Origin of the sequence: Microbispora sp. NPDC046933 (assembly GCF_040644635.1) — a bacterium.
Classification (GTDB): Bacteria; Actinomycetota; Actinomycetes; order Streptosporangiales; family Streptosporangiaceae; genus Microbispora.
In genome coordinates this window covers 343,173-359,729 of sequence record NZ_JBEYWW010000004.1, presented here as the reverse complement: position 1 = coordinate 359,729, position 16,557 = coordinate 343,173, and the positions used below count along the sequence as shown (strand labels likewise).

The window sequence follows — 16,557 nt, the reverse complement described above, 5'->3', positions numbered from 1 at the left end:
CGCGGCACGCCGTGACGCGAGCTTCTTCGGTCATCGCCTCAGCCGCAAGAAGAGAGATCCACAAACTACGGAAGCGCTTCCGATGGTCATGGTGGCATTAAGGCGGGACTGATGTTCGCATGATTGGCATATCCCACCTCATCCGGAATTCCCGCCCCACTTCTCTCGCCGTGAAACCCGGACGGATCCGAACGCCGCCGGACGATTCCGGATGGCTCCGGATGGCTCCGGACGGCTCCGGATGAGCCCGGACGGAGACGGATGCTGTCGAACGCGGCGGGACGGGCCCGTCAGCGGGAGGGGTGAACCGGCGGCGGCGTGCGGATGGCGGCCGTGCGGCGCTCAGATGATCCGGAGTTGTCCGGACAACGGCAAAGCGGTGGTGGCCCCGGTCCGGTCTCGCCCAAGGTGGGTCCCGTCCGATCCCCCAAGTGAAGGTCGAGCCCATGTCGCGTGCCGCCCCGAACGCAACCCCGCGCTGCGCCGGCACACGGCCCGGCCCTCGATCAGACCGGGGACGGTGTGATGAGCAACAGTTGCTCATCCTGCTGGTGTCGACCTGGGTGCTGGCCACCGGGCGCATCCCGCCCGACCGGCCGCCCGGCGAGTTGTCCTGCGCCGAACTCATCGAGTTCTGGGCCGACGACCGCACCGCCGGCACCCTGAACCCGCCTCAGGAGCGACAGAAATGATCCCCCTGCCTTTGCTCGTCCTGCTCGTCTGCGCCGCCCTGGTGGCGGCGATCGCCTGCGCGCTGGCCCTGGCCGCCGGCGCCCCCTGGCCCACCGCGCTGCTCGGCGGTGGCGCCGCGGGGGGCGGCGTGCTGGGCATCCTGCCGCGCCTGCTGGAGGACCGCCGTGACCGCGACGAATAGGCGCCGGGAAACGGGGTCAGGACATGGCGGCCCGGGAACGGCGGGGCAGCGGCACCTTGCCCTCGGGGGCGGGCAGCAGCGCCTCGGCGCAGTCGTCGCAGGCGTGGACGGGGGCGTTGTCGGGGAGCATGCCGACCTTGACCCGGGGGCGGGGCCACTTCTTGTGGCAGACGACGCAGGCGTCGCCGTCGCGCTGCGTGGTGGTGAGGCCGGCAGGGTCGAACGTCAGCATGAGCCGCTCGGCGCCGTTCGGGTTCCAGCCCATCAAAGTCCCCCCTCGATCGCCTATCGGAACCGTTATAACGCGGTTACCCTTCGTGATCGGCGCGAGTCGGGCCAAGCGATGGTTAAATCGAGGCATAACGCAAGCCGTACAACAACAAAAGGGACACCTCGGAACAGACCGGGTGCCCCTTTTAGTGTTGTTTAAACGGTCTAGTCCCCGTTGAGTGCCTTCTCCAGAATGGAGAGGCCCTCCTCAAGGAGGTGGTCGGGGATGACCAGCGGCGGCAGGAAGCGCAGCACGTTGCCGTACGTCCCGGCGGTGAGCACGAGCAGACCCTGCTCGTGGCACCTGCGCGCGATCTCGGCGGCCGGGTAGGGCTCCTTGGTCCCCGGGACCACGAGCTCGACGGCGATCATCGCGCCGCGCCCGCGCACGTCCCCGACGATCGGGTTGTGCTCCTGGATGGCGCGCAGACGGGGCAGCATGGTCTCGCCGATGTGTCGGGCGCGCTCGACGAGCTTGTCCTGCTCGATCGTCTCGAGCACGCCCAGGGCCGCCTCGCAGGCGAGCGGGTTGCCGCCGTACGTGCCGCCGAGGCCGCCGCTGTGGACGTGGTCGAGCAGGTCGGCCCTGCCGGTCACGGCCGCCAGCGGAAGGCCGCCGGCGATGCCCTTGGCGGTGGTGATGATGTCCGGGACGATGCCCTCGTCCTCACAGGCGAACATGTTGCCGGTGCGGGCGAAGCCCGTCTGCACCTCGTCGGCGATGAAGACGATGCCGTTGGCGCGGCAGAACTCCACGATCTTCGGCAGGAAACCGCGGGCAGGCTCGATGAAGCCGCCCTCGCCCGCGATCGGCTCGATGAGCACCGCCGCGACGTTCTCCGCGCCGATCTGCTTGTTGATCATGTCGATCGCCTGCGCCGCGGCCTCCTCGGCGCAGTTGTCCGGCCCGGTCGGCCAGCGGAACGGGTAGGCGAGCGGCACCCGGTACACCTCGGGCGCGAACGGCCCGAACCCGTGCTTGTAGGGCATGCTCTTGGCCGTCAGCGTCATCGTCAGCAGGGTGCGGCCGTGGTATCCGTGGTCGAAGACGACGACCGCCTGCCGGCCGGTGGCGTGCCGGGCGACCTTGACCGCGTTCTCGACGGCCTCCGCGCCGCTGTTGACCAGGAACGTCCGCTTCTCGTGGTCGCCGGGCGTGAGCTCGTTGAGCTTCTCGCACACCGCGACGTACGACTCGTACGGGGCGACCATGAAACAGGTGTGGGTGAAGTCGGCGACCTGCTTCTGCACACGCTCGACGACCCGGGGGGCGGCGTTGCCGACGTTGGTCACGGCGATGCCGGAGCCGAAGTCGATCAGCGAGTTGCCGTCCGCGTCGACGATCACACCGCCGCCCGCGTGGGTCACGAAGACGGGCAGCGTGGTGCCGATGCCCGGAGGTACGGCGGACTGCTTGCGCGCGAACAGCTCGCGGGACCGCGGGCCGGGGATCTCGGTGACGAGGCGGCGCTCCTGCGGGAGCTGCGGGCCGCCGTGCGTGGTGGCAGTGCTCATATCTGAGACGGTACGGCCGCCGCCGCCACCTGCCGATATGCCGCTATGTCAGAATGAAGGCGTACTTTTGGCCGGTGAGGACAAGCCGGTTTTTCGGGGGGAAGACCAGTGGCACCCACGCTGCGCCGGATCACCGCGATCGTACCGCTCCACCTGCGGATTCTCGCCGGGCGGAACGGCCTCGACCGCCCCGTCCGCTGGGTCGCCGTGAGCGAGCTGGAAGACCCCACGCCGTTCCTCGAGGGCGGCGAGCTGGTGCTCACGACCGGCATGCGCCTGTCCGCCGGCGACGCCGTGCCGTACGTCTCCCGGCTCGTGGCCCGGGGAGTCACCGGGCTGGGGTTCGGGGTGGGGCTGAGCCACGACGCCGTGCCGCCCGCCTTCGCCGAGGCGGCCGAGGCCGCCGGGCTGCCGCTGGTCGAGGTGCCGAGGGACACGCCCTTCATCGCGATCGGCAAGGCCGTCAGCGACCTGCTCGCGGGGGAGCAGTACGAGGAGATCAGCCGCGCCTTCGCGGCGCAGGGCAGGCTCACCCGCGCCGCCCTCCAGCGGGAGGGACCGGTGGCGGTGGTGGACCGGCTGGCCAGGGAGATCGGCGGCTGGGCGCTGCTGCTCGACCCCGCGGGCGCCGTACGGCACGCCGCCGACGCGACCGGCCGCCGCGCCGGTCAGGGCGACACGCATGGCACGGCGGCCGGTCGGCGCGATGGCACGGCGGGGGACTGGGCACGGGAGACGGCCCGGTCGCTGGAGCCCGAGCTCGCCCGGCTGCGGAGCGCGCCGTCCCCGGCGAGCCTCGCGCTGGCCACCCCGGACGAGCACGTCGTCGTCCAGCCGCTGGGCCGCAGGGGATTCTTCGCGGTGGGGTCGCCGCGGCCGTTCTCGCCCATCGCGCACACGGTCGTCAACGCGGCCGGGTCCCTGCTGACGCTGGCGCTGGAACAGGGCAGGGAGCAGCGGTCGGCGGCGGCGCACGTGCGGTCCGCGGTGCTCCGGCTGCTGCTGGCCGGTGAGGCGAGGGCCGCCGCGGAGACGCTGGCGGCGCTGGGCATGCGGCTGCCGGGGGAGCCGGTCACGGTCCTCGCCTGCGACACCCCCGACCCGGAGGCGCTGACCGAGGCCCTGACTGGCGCGGCGCCCGGCCCGCGGGGCATGGGAACGACGCGGGCGGTGCCCTCGTGCTTCACCGCGCCCTGGGAAGGGCTGCTCGTCGTGCTGGCCCCGGACTCGCACGCCGACGAGGTCGTCACGCTGGCCGCCCGGCACGGCCGGGTGGGTGTCAGCGCCCCCGGTGTGGAGATCGCGCGTTTCGAGAGCCGTGTGGAAAGCCGCATGGGAAACCGCATGGAGCCCCCCGCGGAGGCCCGAATGGACGCCGGTGCGGGCGCACGCGGGGAAGGCGGGGCCGCGGCCGGATCCGTGACCTGGGGCGCGTCCCGCCCGGATCCCGCCACCGGGCTCGACCACGCTTTCGACCGAGATTTCGACCGTGCTTTCGACCGCGCTCTCGATCGTGCCCTCGCCCGTGCCCTCGACCAGGCGCGGCGGGCGCTCGTCTCGGCCTCGCCGGTGGCGCGCTTCAGCGAACTCGCCGGGCGCGGCCTGCTGTCGCTGCTCGATCCCGCCGCCGCCGCGTCGTTCGCGGCGGCGATCCTCGCGCCGCTCCGTGAGTACGGCTCGCGCGCCGATCTGGTCGAGTCGCTACGCGCCTACCTGGCCAGCAACGGCCACTGGGACGCCGCGGCGCAGCGCCTGGGCGTGCACCGGCACACGCTGCGATACCGGATGAAGCGGGTGAGCGAGCTGCTCGGGCGCGATCTGGACGACCCCGCCGTCCGGGCCGAGCTGTGGATCGCGCTGTGCCTGTGACGCCGGTCAGGCCGAGGGCCGTGTGCGGAAAGCGCGGACGGCGGCGTCGGTGACGATCTCGTACGTCTTGCCGTCGGGCAGATGCCCGGCACGTTCCAGGCTGAGCGCGCCCTGGGCCGCGGCCCACAGCGCGTCGGCGATCTTCCGGGGCTGGGTGGGCACGAGGTGGCCTGCGGAGATGCAGTCGGCGATCACCCGGTCGACGATGTTGAGCGCGGCCCGAGCGAGCGTGCGGGCGCGCTCGCTCGGGACGAAACCCGGGATGGCCCGCTCGAACATGAGGCTGTAGTAGCCGGGCTCGGCCAGCGCCGCCTCCCGGTACGCGGGACCGAGCAGGCTCAGGTGCTCCAGCGGGTCGTTGCGCTGCGGCACGGCCTCCAGCCTGCGCCGGAACCGCTCGAAGCCCTCCAGGTAGAGCGCCTCGGCCAGTCCCTCCTTGCTGCCGAACATCGTGTAGATGACCTGGGTGGAGCAGCCGGCCTCGGCGGCGATCCTGCGTACGGTGAGGCTTTCCGGCCCGGCTTTGGCGAGCAGGTCGTTGGCGACGTCGAGGAGACGGGTGCGCAGCTCGTCGTAGTTGCTGCGATGGCCGCGTGCGTAGGCACCCTGAAGACCGAGCGGCGCCGGCGTACCCATCAGCGACGAGCCCTTCTCATATTGGGGGTCCCGCGACAGACCCGGATGATGACTTAACCATGCCGCTCGGCTTTCAAACCGCAGTGAAACAGAAAACATCATGAAATTGCCGCGCATCTGTGACATGTGAGAAGTTGTCCATGATGGCGTGGCGGGGGACGGCGATTGGCCCGTCCGGAGTAGCGACCGGCTCCCATCAGGTGGCATAGCGTGAAGACATGGACGTAGGCCGCACTTCCGATCCCCGCCCCTTCTGGCTCGCCGGGCGCCCCGCGACCGGGGACGCCGAGCAGGCCGTGACCAATTCCCACGACGGCCAGGTCGTCGGCGTCCACTCGGTGCCGACTCCCGAGCAGGTCGAGCAGGCCGTGGCCGCCGCGGACGCCGTGCGCAAGCAGGCCGCCGCGCTGCCCATCCACGTACGCGCCGAGGCGCTGGCCCACGTGGCCCGGCGGCTGACCGAGCGCGCCGAGGAGATCGCCCGCCTGATCAGCGCGGAGAACGGCAAGCCGATCTTCTGGGCGCGTGGCGAGGTGGGCCGCGCGATCTCGACGTTCCGCTTCGGCGCCGAGGAGGCCCGCCGCTTCAGCGGCGAGGTGCAGCGACTCGACACCGAGCCCGCGGCGCAGGGACGGCTCGCCTACGTCTCCCGCGTGCCGTACGGCCCGGTGCTGGCGATCACACCGTTCAACTTCCCGCTCAACCTGGTCGCGCACAAGGTCGCTCCCGCCATCGCCGTGGGCGCGCCCATCGTCGTCAAGCCCGCGCCCGCGACCCCGCTGTCGGCGCTCGTGCTCGGCGAGATCCTGGCCGAGACCGATCTGCCGGAGGGCATGTTCTCCGTGCTGCCGGTGCCCAACGACCGGGCGTCCTCCCTGGTGGAGGACCCGCGACTGCCGGTCGTCTCCTTCACCGGCTCCGGCCCGGTCGGCTACTCGATCATGGACAGCGTGCCGCGCAAGCACGTCACGCTCGAACTCGGCGGCAACGCCGCCGCGGTCGTGCTGGCCGACGCCGACCTCGACTGGGCGGCGAGCCGCGTGGCGCTGTTCTCCAACTACCAGGCGGGCCAGAGCTGCATCGCGGTGCAGCGGGTGATCGTGGAGGACGCGGTCGCCGACGCGTTCACCGACAAGCTCGTCGCCGCCGTCGGCGCGCTCGTGACGGGCGACCCCGCGGACGACAAGACGCAGGTCGGCCCGCTCGTCAGCGAGGCCGCCGCGATCCGCGTCGAGAGCTGGGTCAACGAGGCCGTCTCGGCCGGGGCGCGCCTGCTGGCCGGCGGCACCAGGGACGGCGCGACCGTCGCCCCCACCGTGCTGGCCGACGTGCCCGCCGACGCCAAGGTGGCCTGCGAGGAGGTCTTCGGGCCCGTCATGATCGTGCAGCGGGTCGCCTCGGTGGACGAGGCGTTCGCCGCGGTCAACGACTCCCGCTACGGCCTGCAGGCCGGGGTCTTCACCCGCAGCCTGGACGTCGCCTTCCGGGCCAACCGCGAGCTGGAGGTCGGCGGGGTCATCATCGGCGACGTGCCGTCCTACCGGGCCGACCAGATGCCGTACGGCGGGGTCAAGGAGTCGGGCGTGGGCCGCGAGGGGCTGCGCTCGGCCATGGAGGACCTCACCTACGAGAAGGTCATGGTGCTCACCGGCCTCACGCTGTAGAACCAGGCGTCCGAAGGGGCCCGGGGGACCAACCGTCCCCCGGGCCCCTCGTCTTGGGAACGCGGCGCCGTCAGAGGAGAGTGAGCGCCTTGGCGAGGCCGGGGTCGCGGCCCTTGGCCAGATCGAGGGCCGTCATGGGGGCCTCGTGATCGACCGGCACGCCGATCGTGTCGATGAGTTCGCGGGCGGGGCCGAGGTGCCGGACCTTGGGCAGCAGCAGCACACTGCCGTCGTCGAGAAGGTACGGCTCGGTCGGCCCGGAGACGGCCCCCGCGGTGCGGGTCCCGACGAGAGCGCCCAGGGCGTTGTCCTTCACGGCCGCGCTGAAGTCCTCGCAGGCCGAGGCGCAGGCGCGGTCGGTGAGCACGACCAGGCGCAGGCCGAGCAGGGGGACGGTGTCGTCGGTGTGGTTGGCCGCGCAGTCACCCTTGAGGGGGCAGAAATAGCTGGTGACCTTGCCGTGCGCGAACGCGCCGAGCAGCCGGGTCACCTCGCGCGGCGACCCGCCGCCGTTGCCGCGCAGGTCGATGACCGCGGCCTTGGACGTGCCCTTCAGCGTGGCGATGACCTGGTCGGCCGCGCCCTCGAAGAATCCGGGCACCTTGACATAGGTGACGCCGCCGGGGAGCGTCTTCGACGTCACCGCCCGCTCCTGCTCTTCGAGGGGACCCGCGGTGAGCCGCACGGTTCTGACGCGTCCCGTCGTGGGCCGCTTGAGCGTGAGCCGTACCGTGTCCGAGGCGAACGCGTCGACGAGGCTCTGGTTCACCTTGTCCCCGACGAACGCCGGTATGCCGTCGACCTTCTCGATGATGTCGCCGGGCCGGATGCCGGCCTTGTCGGCCGGGCTGCGCGGCAGGACGCGGGTGATGAACAGCGGCGGCCGGGCCGCCGGGTCCAATCGTGGGCCCTGCGCTGCCGACAGGCCCGCGATGCCCGTGCCGGTCGGCCCGCCCTCCGGCGGGGGAGCGGGCCTTTCCACCCGGGCGTGGTCGTCGTGGAGTCCGGCGACCATCCCGATGATCGCGGCGCGCAGCGCCGCCGGGTCGCCGGTTCCGATCATGTCGGCGAAGGCGGCCCAGTCGGTGTCGCGGTTCCCCGTCAGCGCGGGCAGGCGAAGGCCGGCCTTGTCGGCGCCGCGCCGCATCAGATCCTGGGTGTACGCGGCGAGAGCGTCCCGCAGCAGGACCTTCGAATCCAGCATGGGCCCGCTGTAGTAGTTGTCCAGCACGCACTCGTACGCCTGCCTGAGCGTGTTCACCGACGTCGGCGGCGCGGACTCGGGCGGTGGCGCGGTGATCCGGACACACCCGCCGTCCCCGGTGGCCTGCGCGGCGGCGGCCTGGGCGGCGGGGGCCGGGAGAGCGGCGGACAGGGTGCCGGCGGCCAGCAGGACGGCGGCGCAGAAAGTTCTGATCATGCCCGTCAGCGTGGCCGGAGGTGGGTTGCGCGGCCGTGAACGGAACCGTTAACGCCGCTGTTACCTCGCTTCGGCTACGAACGTCGGCATGCGGGTACTCGTGGCCGAAGACGAGCGCGATCTGGCCGACCTCGTGGCGATGGGGCTGCGCCGCCACGCCATGGCGGTCGACGTGGTGTACGACGGGGCCGCCGCGGCCGAGCGGCTGGCGGTGAGCGACTACGACGTCCTCGTGCTCGATCGGGACCTGCCCGAAGTGCACGGCGACCTCGTGTGCCGTGAGCTGGTGGCGCGCGGGAGCCGTACGCGGATCCTCATGATGACGGCGGCGTCGTCGGTGCCGGAGCGGGTCGCCGGCCTCGGAATGGGAGCCGACGACTACCTGCCCAAGCCCTTCGACTTCACCGAACTGGTCGCGCGGGTGCGGGCGCTGGGACGGCGCAGCCGGGACCAGGTGCCCCCGGTGCTGACCCGGCACGGGATCGTGCTCGACACGCACCGGCTCCAGGCGTCCAGGGACGGCCGGCACCTGCACCTGTCGCTCAAGGAGTTCGCCGTCCTGGAGGTGCTGATGCGGGCGGAGGGCGCGGTGGTGAGCGCCGAACGGCTCCTCGAGGAGGCGTGGGACGAGAACGCCGACCCCTTCACGACCGTGGTGCGGGTCGTGGTCAGCCGCCTGCGCGCGAAGCTGGGCGACCCGCCGTGCATCCAGACCGTCCCCGGCGCCGGATATCTGCTGTGATCCGCAGGGCGGCCACGGTCCGGGTGCGGCTCACGCTGATCTACTCCGGGCTGTTCCTGCTCACCTCCGTCGTGCTGCTGGTCATCGTCAACACGCTGCTGCGGCAGGCGCTGCACTCGCGGATCGAGAGCTTCCACAAGGCGGGGGTGGGAGGGGCACCCCCGGCCCCGGCCGCCCCGCTCCCCGGATCGGGGGTGGAGCCGTTCCCGCCGCTGTCCGAGCTGGCGCGGGACGTGATCCACTATCAGTGGGACGTGAGCGTGCTGGCGATCGGGGTTCTGACCCTGGTGTCGGTGGCCGTGGGCTGGGTGATCGCGGGGCGGATCCTGCGGCCCGTCCACCGGATCACCGCCACCGCGCAGCGGCTGTCCCTGTCCACTCTGCACGAGCGGATCGCCCTCGGCGGGCCGCGTGACGAGCTGAAGGAGCTGGCCGACACCTTCGACGCCATGCTCGACCGGCTGGAGCGCTCGGTCGAGGGGCAGCGGCGGTTCATCGCGAACGCGTCCCACGAGCTGCGCACTCCGCTGGCCGTGCAGCGGACGGCGATCGAGATCGGCCTGCCCGAGGACGTCGGCGAGATCCGCGAGAAGCTCCTGTTCCACAACCACCGGATCGAGGGCCTCATCGACGCTTTGCTGGTCCTCTCCCAGGCCGAGCACGGCCTGCGGAATCGGGCTCCCGTGGCCTTCCACGAGGTCGTACGGCTCGTCCTGGCCGAGACGGACGCGGACGAGGTGTCGGTGACCGCGCGGATCGAGCCGTTCCTCGTCTACGGAGACCCGGTCCTGCTGAATCGGCTCGTCACCAACCTCGTCGACAACGCCGTCCGCTACAACCACCCGGGAGGAGCCGTCGAGGTGGCGCTCGCCGGGGGCGCGCTGACGGTCCGCAACACCGGTCCCGAGGTGCCGGCCGAACGCTTCGGCGACCTCTTCGCGCCCTTCCGGCGCCTGCACACGACCCGAGGACAGGGCGCGGGGCTCGGGCTGTCGATCGTCGCGTCGATCGCCACGGCGCACGAAGCCGCCGTACGCGCGCGCCCGAACCCCGGCGGCGGTCTCGAGGTCGCCGTGACGTTCCCGCCCCGGCCAGGCGGGCCGGGTGTACGGCACCCGAGCGCGGGCAGCGGGACGTCCGTCACGCTGGCCAAGTGAACGGGACGCCTGAAATGCCGGAAGTATCACCGCAGGTAGGGGAGCATCCCGACGGGGTCGAACTGCTGCGCCGCACGCCGGGGCTGAAGGTGCTGGACGACGATGACGACGATCCCGTCCTCGTCCGCGCCGACGGCGGCCCGGTGGACACCTGGCGCGAGCACTACCCGTACGACCACCGCATACCCCGGCAGGAGTACGACCGGCAGAAGCGGCTGCTGCAGATCGAGCTGCTGAAGCTGCAGTACTGGCTGAAGGACACCGGCGGCCGCCTGGTCATCCTGTTCGAGGGACGGGACGCGGCCGGCAAGGGCGGCACCATCAAGCGCTTCATGGAGCACCTCAACCCCCGCGGCGCGACCGTGGTGGCGCTGGAGAAGCCCAGCGAGCGCGAGCGCGGCCAGTGGTACTTCCAGCGGTACGTCGCGCATCTCCCGGCCGCGGGGGAGATCGTGCTGTTCGACCGGTCCTGGTACAACCGGGCCGGGGTCGAGCGGGTCATGGGCTTCTGCACTCCCGAGGAGTACATGGAGTTCATGTACCAGGCGCCGCTGTTCGAGCGGATGCTGGTGCGCGACGGCATCCGCCTGGTCAAGCTGTGGTTCTCGGTGTCGCGGGCCGAGCAGCGCACCCGGTTCGTCATCCGCCAGGTGGACCCCGTGCGGCAGTGGAAGCTGTCGCCGATGGACATCGCCTCGCTGGACCTGTGGGACGAGTACACCCGGGCCAAGGAGGACATGTTCCTCAACACCGACACCGAGGACGCCCCCTGGACGATCATCAAGAGCAACGACAAGAAGCGCGGCAGGCTGGAGGCGATGCGCTACGTCCTGTCCCTCTACGACTACGACGACAAGGACGTCTCGGTGGTGGGCGAGCCCGACCCCCTGATCGTCAGGTCCGCCGCCGACATCGTGGACGAGGACAACGCCGAGCCTCTGCCGCCGTTCTGATCCCTCAGCCGACTTCCCCTCAGCCGACCTTCCACCCCGGGCGGACCAGGCCCGACTCGTACGCGATGACGACGAGCCGGACCCGGTCCCGGGCGGCGAGTTTCATCATGATCCTGCTGACGTGCGTCTTGGCGGTCGCGGGGCTGCACCGGAGGGAATCGGCGACTTCGTTGTTGGACAGCCCACGGGCGACCAGCACGAGCACCTCGCGCTCCCGCTCGGTGAGGTGCTCCAGTCCCGGGAAGTGGACGGGATCGCCGCTGCGGTCGACGTACTCCTCGATCAGCCGCCGGGTCACGGCGGGGGACAGCAGGGCGTCGCCCGCCGCCACCACGCGCACCGCCTCCAGCAGGCCGGTCGGCTCCACGTCCTTGACCAGGAACCCGACGGCGCCCGCGCGTAACCCCCTGAAGATGTACTCGTCATTCTCGAACGTGGTGAGGATGACGACACGGACGTGGCCGAGGCGCGGGTCCTCGGCGATCCTTCGCGTGGCCTCGATGCCGTCGGTTCCCGGCATGCGGACGTCCATGAGGACGACGTGGGGCCGGAGCGAGGCGGCCATATCGACCGCCTGGTCGCCTCGGCTCGCCTCACCCACCACCTCGATGTCGTCTTCGGAGTCGAGCAGCGCGCGCAGTCCCATGCGGACGAGTGGCTGGTCGTCGGCCAGCAGGACGCGGATCACGGCTCGGGTCGCCGCAACGGTAACCGCGCCTCCACCACGAAGCCGCCCCCGTCCGCGGGCGCGGCCGTGATCGTGCCGGACATCGCTTTCACCCTCTCTGTCATGCCCGCTATTCCGTTTCCGGCCGGGACGTCGTCCCCCGGCACGCCCCGCCCGTCATCCCGCACGCGAACCAGCACGTCGGCCTCGTTCACATGGACGACGACACTCGCGCGCGCCGCGCCGGAATGCCTGATCACGTTGGTCAGCGACTCCTGGACGACACGATAGGCGGCCAGGCCGACGTCCGCGGGCACGCGGCTCGCCCGGCCCCGGACGTCGAGGTCGACCGTGATGCCGCCGGCCGCCGCCCGGCCCGCCAGTCGCTCGATGCCCTCGACGCCGGACGGGGGGAAGATCTCGCCGGCGTCGTCGACGCGGCGGAGCACGTCGAGGATCGAGCGCAGCTCCACCAGCACGTCCTTGGTCACACTCCTGATCGTCGTCACCGCGGTGTGGGCCTTGTCGGGATCCTTGCGCAGGAGATGCTCGGCCACACCCGCCTGGATGCTGATCACCGAGATGTTGTGCGCCAGCACGTCGTGCAGCTCTCGCGCGATGCGCAGGCGCTCCTGGTCGGCCCGGCGCTGTGCCTCCATCTCACGGGTGAGCTCGGCTCGTGCCGCCTGTTCCGCGACCACTCGCAGGTGTTCGGCCCTGCTGCGCGACACCTCGCCCAGCACGACGATCACCAGAATCCAGATGACCAGCCAGACGTTCCCCTCGGAGACGTCCCGCTGTCCGCCGAGGCGATCGGCCAGCAGCACGATGACGAGGTAGACGGCCGCGCCCGAGAATCCGGCGATCCTGTGCTTCGCGGCGATCGCGGTGTAGACGGCCAGGGCCGGCGCGACGGTGAAGGCGCCGGTGCCGAATCCGAGGCCGAAATAGAGCAGCGACACCAGCATGGTGAGGACCATCACCTGCGGTGGGAATCGGCGCCGGGCCACAAGGAACACGGCGGTCACGACCAGCAGCAGGTGGCCGACCCATTCCGGCGGGCTCTGTTCCGCCCGGCCTCCGGCTATGACGCTCGTGAGGACGGTGGACGCGGCGACGGCGAATGACAGGGCGCAGTCGATGACGAGCTCTCTGGGCATCCGGCGCCAACTCTCACGACCCACTTGATTCACCGTATGACGTCGTGAGCGCCGGCGGATCATCCCGCGGGATGATCCGCCGTACCACTGCCGGACATCGCAGGGGATCGTTTCCGCCCTCAGGTCGTCCGCGCCGGGCGACCACCGGGCGATGACACGGTTCCGCGTCGGCGACAGGCTCGTGACCGGGGAATTCCGCTGCCGAGACCATGCCGACGCCGGAGGAGTAGAGATGGATGTGGCGACGATCGCCCGCCTTCAGTTCGCGACCACCGCTTCGATCCACTTCCTTTTCGTCGCGCTGTCGCTCGGCCTCGTCGTTTTCGTGATCGCCATGGAGACCGCGTACGTCGTCACGGGCAACGCGGTGTTCGAGCGTATGACGAAGTTCTGGGGCCGGCTGTACGTCGTCAACTACGGCGTGGGCATCATCGGCGGCATTGTCGTCGAACTGCAATTCGCACTGAACTGGAGCAACCTGACCAAGGGATTCGGGGACGCTTTCGGCGGCGCTCTGGCATTGGAGACCCTGACCGCTTTCTTCGTCGAGTCGGCGCTTCTCGGCGCCTGGATTTTCGGCTGGGGCGTGCTCGGCAGGAAGACGCACCTGGCCCTCATCTGGCTGGTCGGCGTGTCCGCCTACGTGTCGGCGCTGTGGATTCTCGCCGCCAACGCGTTCCTCCAGCACCCGGTCGGGGCACCGGACACAACCGGCCGGTACTTCGCCGGCTTCGGAACCCTGCTGCGCAACCCCAACCTGTGGGACGCCTTCCTGCACGTGGTGTTCGCCTCCCTGATCGTCGGCTCGACGTTCGTGGCCGGGGTGAGCGCCTGGCACATCCTCAAGCGCACCGGCGAGGCGGCGTTCTTCCGGCGTTCGCTGCGCATGGCCGTCGCGGTCCTGCCCGTCGGGACGCTCGCCACCGTCCATTGGGGGATGCTGCAACTCGTCGTCATCGAGGACACCCAGCCGATGAAGCTCGCGGTGCTGGAAACGATCGGCACAGTGGAAACGATCGGCACAGTGGAAATGAGCGGCACAGGTGAGTACGCGCCGCCGGAATGGATCGGCGTCGCCTACCAGGTGATGCTGCGGACCGGATTCGGGCTGGTGCTCCTGTCCGTCGTTCTCGTGGCGCTGCTCTTCCGCGACTGGATCGTACGGCTTCGGGTGCCCCTTCACGTCCTGGTCGCGGCGATCCCGATCCCCTTCGCGGTGGTCGTGGCGGGCTGGCTGGTGCGCGAGGTGGGCCGACAGCCCTGGACGGTCTACGGACTGCTCACCACCGAGCAGGCGGTGACCTCCATGGCCCCGGGCGCCGTTCTCGCCGCGTTCCTGGCGACTGCCGGGGTGATGCTGGGGCTCGCGACCGCCGGCTACTGGCTGATCGCCCGCTTCGCCCGGCGGGGGCCGGAAGACAACGCCTTCGGCGTGCCCCTCGGTCAGGCCGAACCGGCCGGGCCGCCCGACACGGCCGTGATCTGACGTCGTCGATCTCTCAGGAGTACGTGTGGACGTTTTCTGGTACTGCCTGCTCGGTGCGCTGTTCGGCGTCTACCTGACGCTGGACGGCACGGTCCTCGGCGCGGGCATGCTGCTGCGCGCCGGAGGGCCCGGCGAGCGGGCGCGACGCGCGACGATCACCTCGTTCGGTCCGTTCTTCCTCGCCAACGAGGTGTGGCTGGTGGTCACGGTGGCGACGTTCCTGGCCGTGCTGCCCCGGTTGGAGGGCCCGCTGTTCCGCAGCCACTACCACCTCGTCGCGGCCGTGCTGGTGCTCTGGACGGTCAGGGACGCCGCCGTATGGTTCCGGAGCCGGCTGGAGAGGCCGGGATGGCGGCGCGGGTGGGACCGCGCACTGACCGGAGCGAGCGGAGCCTTCGCGGTGGCGCTCGGACTCCTGGTCGGCAACGTGGTGACCACGACGCCGGGGTCGGAGCCGGTCCGGATGCCTCTCGGCTGGTATCCGCTGCTGTGGGCGCTGACGGTGACCGTCGTCCTCCTCGTCCACGGTGCGACGTTCCTCGTCGTGCGCCTGCCCGGGGACCTGATCGGGGGCCCGCTGCGGGTGGTTCGCCGCCTGGCCCCGCCTGCCGCCGTGTTGTACGCCGTCCTGCTGGGAGCCGGTCTCCTCACGGGAGTGCCCTCGCATGGAACGCCGGCGGTCGCCGCCGAGGCGACGGCCATGGCGGCCTTGGCCGTCTCGGCCAGGATCGTGGCGGCCCGGCCCCGCATCGCGCTGGCCCTGACCGCGCTCGCCGCGGCCGCCCCGGCGGTGCTCGTCGGCCTCCGCCTGGAGCCGGCCGCCGGGCGTTCACTCGCCGTCGCGTCCGCCCTGGACGCGCTGGGCGGGTTCCTCGTGGTCGTGATCCCGCTCGTGCTGGCGGTCCAGGTGTGGACCTGGTGGGCGTTCCTCCGGCGGATCGACTCGCGTACCCCGGTCTTCTTCTAGCGCGTGTCTTCTTCCCGCTCGTCATGCCCGCTCGGCGGTGCGGAACAGGTCGCGTACGGCCGAGCCGAAGTAGGGGCCGTACATCGTGCGGTGGTCGTTGCTGTACTTGAAGCTGCTGACGGACGTCAGCGTGCCCTGGCCGGAGGCCGGGTCGAAGCCGCTGAGCCACGGCCCGCCACTGGCCCCCGCCGTGAGGTCGCAGCGCAGGCCCTGGTCGCGGGTCTGCCCCTGCGGGTCGCCGTGCGGGACGCCCGCGCAGTACAGCAGCCGCTCGCCGTCGTACGGAGGATCCGCGGGGAACCCGAAACCGTAGGTCCGGCGGCCCCGGGGCGGGTCGAAGGCGATGGGCTGCCCGCCCACCAGGTCGGTCAGGTGCTGCCCGTCCAGGTCGTCCACGGCGACCATGCCCACGTCGTAGTCGTCGTTCCCCGAGCGCGACCAGGGCCCGGCGACGAACATCCTCCGCGCCGGGAAGGCGCCGTACGGCTGGCGCCCCTCGTCGTATCCCGGGACGAAGGTCCAGTTCTCCGCCCAGTCCCCGGCGCCGTCCTTGACGCAGTGCCCGGCGGTGACGACCAGGTCCCTGTTCGCGCTGCGCACGGTGCTGGCGGAGCAGGAGAAGTCGACGTCGTTCAGCGTGAGGAAGACCCTGCCGGTGGTCCTCGTCACCGAACCGCCCGCCGCCCAGCGCGTGCCGCTCGTGGTCGCCGGGGGCATCGCCGCCGCCTGCCGTGTCCTGGTGGTCGTCCTGCTCGTTCTGGCCGTCCTGGCCGTCCTGGTCGTTCCGGTGGACCGGCGCGCCGTCTGGTCGGGCGCGATGACCAGCCTGGCGGCCGGGGGCAGAGCGGCCCGCGCGACCGGGGGCAGGGCGGCCCTGGCGACAGGCGGCAGCACCGACCCCGGGGGAGCGGCCGACGGCAGCACCGACGGGGTGCCGGGCCGGGCGGCGGTGATCTTTCGCAGGTCCCCCAGCAGCCCGATCGGGACCGCCCGCGCCATCCGCTGCGGCGTCCAGTAGGTGCCGGAGGCGTGCCCGGCCACGTGCTCCACGACGTCTCCCACCGGGGAGACCTCCCGGTCGGGGGCTGCCAGGAGTCCGGTGACGAGGGCGGTGACGGCAAGCAAGGGGAGGCTCGGAGTCATGGCTCCCGAGTGTGGACCACGAGAAGTGTTCTTG

Annotated in this window: 16 protein-coding genes; 9 read left to right on the top strand and 7 right to left on the bottom strand. The window is 71.4% G+C overall.

What is annotated here, in order from left to right:
* The first annotated feature begins 536 nt into the window (after window positions 1-536).
* Together ABZ857_RS07975 and ABZ857_RS07970 are read left to right on the top strand one after the other, a co-directional pair.
* The gene (locus ABZ857_RS07975; RefSeq protein ID WP_357039307.1) at window positions 537-692 is read left to right on the top strand and encodes a hypothetical protein; all 156 of its coding nucleotides are present in this window, start codon (window positions 537-539) and stop codon (window positions 690-692) included.
* The gene (locus ABZ857_RS07970) at window positions 689-874 is read left to right on the top strand and encodes a hypothetical protein (protein WP_357039304.1); all 186 of its coding nucleotides are present in this window, start codon (window positions 689-691) and stop codon (window positions 872-874) included. Before ABZ857_RS07975 ends, ABZ857_RS07970 begins: the two co-directional genes overlap by 4 nt.
* A 16-nt stretch (window positions 875-890) precedes the next feature.
* Here ABZ857_RS07970 and ABZ857_RS07965 read toward each other — a convergent pair whose 3' ends face one another.
* Together ABZ857_RS07965 and gabT are read right to left on the bottom strand one after the other, a co-directional pair.
* On the bottom strand, window positions 891-1,139 hold the full coding sequence (locus ABZ857_RS07965) for a hypothetical protein (RefSeq protein ID WP_139576006.1): 249 nt from the start codon (window positions 1,137-1,139) through the stop codon (window positions 891-893).
* Between the two features lie 170 nt (window positions 1,140-1,309).
* Window positions 1,310-2,659 (bottom strand): 4-aminobutyrate--2-oxoglutarate transaminase, encoded by a 1,350-nt coding sequence (gabT, locus tag ABZ857_RS07960; protein WP_357039301.1) that lies wholly within the window; start codon window positions 2,657-2,659, stop codon window positions 1,310-1,312.
* A gap of 108 nt (window positions 2,660-2,767) precedes the next feature.
* Between gabT and ABZ857_RS07955 the strand changes: the two genes are divergently transcribed.
* Window positions 2,768-4,528, top strand: a complete 1,761-nt coding sequence (locus ABZ857_RS07955) for a PucR family transcriptional regulator (protein ID WP_357039298.1) — start codon at window positions 2,768-2,770, stop codon at window positions 4,526-4,528.
* A 6-nt stretch (window positions 4,529-4,534) separates the two neighbouring features.
* Here the strand turns inward: ABZ857_RS07955 and ABZ857_RS07950 are convergent, their stop codons facing one another.
* A complete protein-coding gene (locus tag ABZ857_RS07950) occupies window positions 4,535-5,164 on the bottom strand; it encodes a TetR/AcrR family transcriptional regulator (RefSeq protein WP_357039295.1) in 630 nt (209 codons plus the stop codon).
* 218 nt (window positions 5,165-5,382) lie between these two features.
* Between ABZ857_RS07950 and ABZ857_RS07945 the strand changes: the two genes are divergently transcribed.
* Entirely contained in the window at window positions 5,383-6,828 is a 1,446-nt protein-coding gene (locus ABZ857_RS07945; RefSeq protein WP_357039292.1) for an aldehyde dehydrogenase family protein, read from the top strand.
* Between the two features lie 70 nt (window positions 6,829-6,898).
* On the opposite strand, the gene ABZ857_RS07940 is transcribed toward ABZ857_RS07945, so the two are convergent.
* Window positions 6,899-8,248, bottom strand: a complete 1,350-nt coding sequence (locus ABZ857_RS07940; RefSeq protein WP_357039289.1) for a S41 family peptidase — start codon at window positions 8,246-8,248, stop codon at window positions 6,899-6,901.
* Window positions 8,249-8,336: 88 nt separating this feature from the next.
* Between ABZ857_RS07940 and ABZ857_RS07935 the strand changes: the two genes are divergently transcribed.
* Genes ABZ857_RS07935 through ppk2 form a run of 3 tightly spaced genes read left to right on the top strand, consistent with a single transcriptional unit; the run spans window position 8,337 to window position 11,100 of the window.
* Window positions 8,337-8,990, top strand: coding sequence for a response regulator transcription factor (locus tag ABZ857_RS07935; RefSeq protein WP_357039286.1), 654 nt, complete (start codon window positions 8,337-8,339; stop codon window positions 8,988-8,990).
* Window positions 8,987-10,147 carry a HAMP domain-containing sensor histidine kinase gene (locus ABZ857_RS07930; RefSeq protein ID WP_357039283.1) on the top strand — a complete coding sequence of 387 codons (1,161 nt, stop codon included), beginning with the start codon at window positions 8,987-8,989 and terminating at the stop codon, window positions 10,145-10,147. The genes ABZ857_RS07935 and ABZ857_RS07930 overlap by 4 nt, the downstream gene beginning before the upstream one ends.
* Before the next feature lie 14 nt (window positions 10,148-10,161).
* On the top strand, window positions 10,162-11,100 hold the full coding sequence (gene ppk2 / locus ABZ857_RS07925) for a polyphosphate kinase 2 (protein WP_357039280.1): 939 nt from the start codon (window positions 10,162-10,164) through the stop codon (window positions 11,098-11,100).
* Window positions 11,101-11,119: 19 nt separating this feature from the next.
* Here ppk2 and ABZ857_RS07920 read toward each other — a convergent pair whose 3' ends face one another.
* Together ABZ857_RS07920 and ABZ857_RS07915 are read right to left on the bottom strand one after the other, a co-directional pair.
* Window positions 11,120-11,788, bottom strand: a complete 669-nt coding sequence (locus ABZ857_RS07920) for a response regulator transcription factor (RefSeq protein WP_357039277.1) — start codon at window positions 11,786-11,788, stop codon at window positions 11,120-11,122.
* Window positions 11,785-12,927, bottom strand: a complete 1,143-nt coding sequence (locus ABZ857_RS07915) for a sensor histidine kinase (RefSeq protein ID WP_357039274.1) — start codon at window positions 12,925-12,927, stop codon at window positions 11,785-11,787. Before ABZ857_RS07915 ends, ABZ857_RS07920 begins: the two co-directional genes overlap by 4 nt.
* A gap of 232 nt (window positions 12,928-13,159) precedes the next feature.
* On the opposite strand from ABZ857_RS07915, the gene ABZ857_RS07910 reads away from it, so the two are divergent.
* A complete protein-coding gene (locus tag ABZ857_RS07910; protein WP_357039271.1) occupies window positions 13,160-14,413 on the top strand; it encodes a cytochrome ubiquinol oxidase subunit I in 1,254 nt (417 codons plus the stop codon).
* Window positions 14,414-14,438: 25 nt separating this feature from the next.
* Window positions 14,439-15,380, top strand: a complete 942-nt coding sequence (locus tag ABZ857_RS07905; RefSeq protein WP_357039268.1) for a cytochrome d ubiquinol oxidase subunit II — start codon at window positions 14,439-14,441, stop codon at window positions 15,378-15,380.
* Window positions 15,381-15,401: 21 nt separating this feature from the next.
* Here ABZ857_RS07905 and ABZ857_RS07900 read toward each other — a convergent pair whose 3' ends face one another.
* Window positions 15,402-16,523, bottom strand: a complete 1,122-nt coding sequence (locus ABZ857_RS07900) for a hypothetical protein (protein ID WP_357039265.1) — start codon at window positions 16,521-16,523, stop codon at window positions 15,402-15,404.
* Window positions 16,524-16,557: the final 34 nt, after the last annotated feature.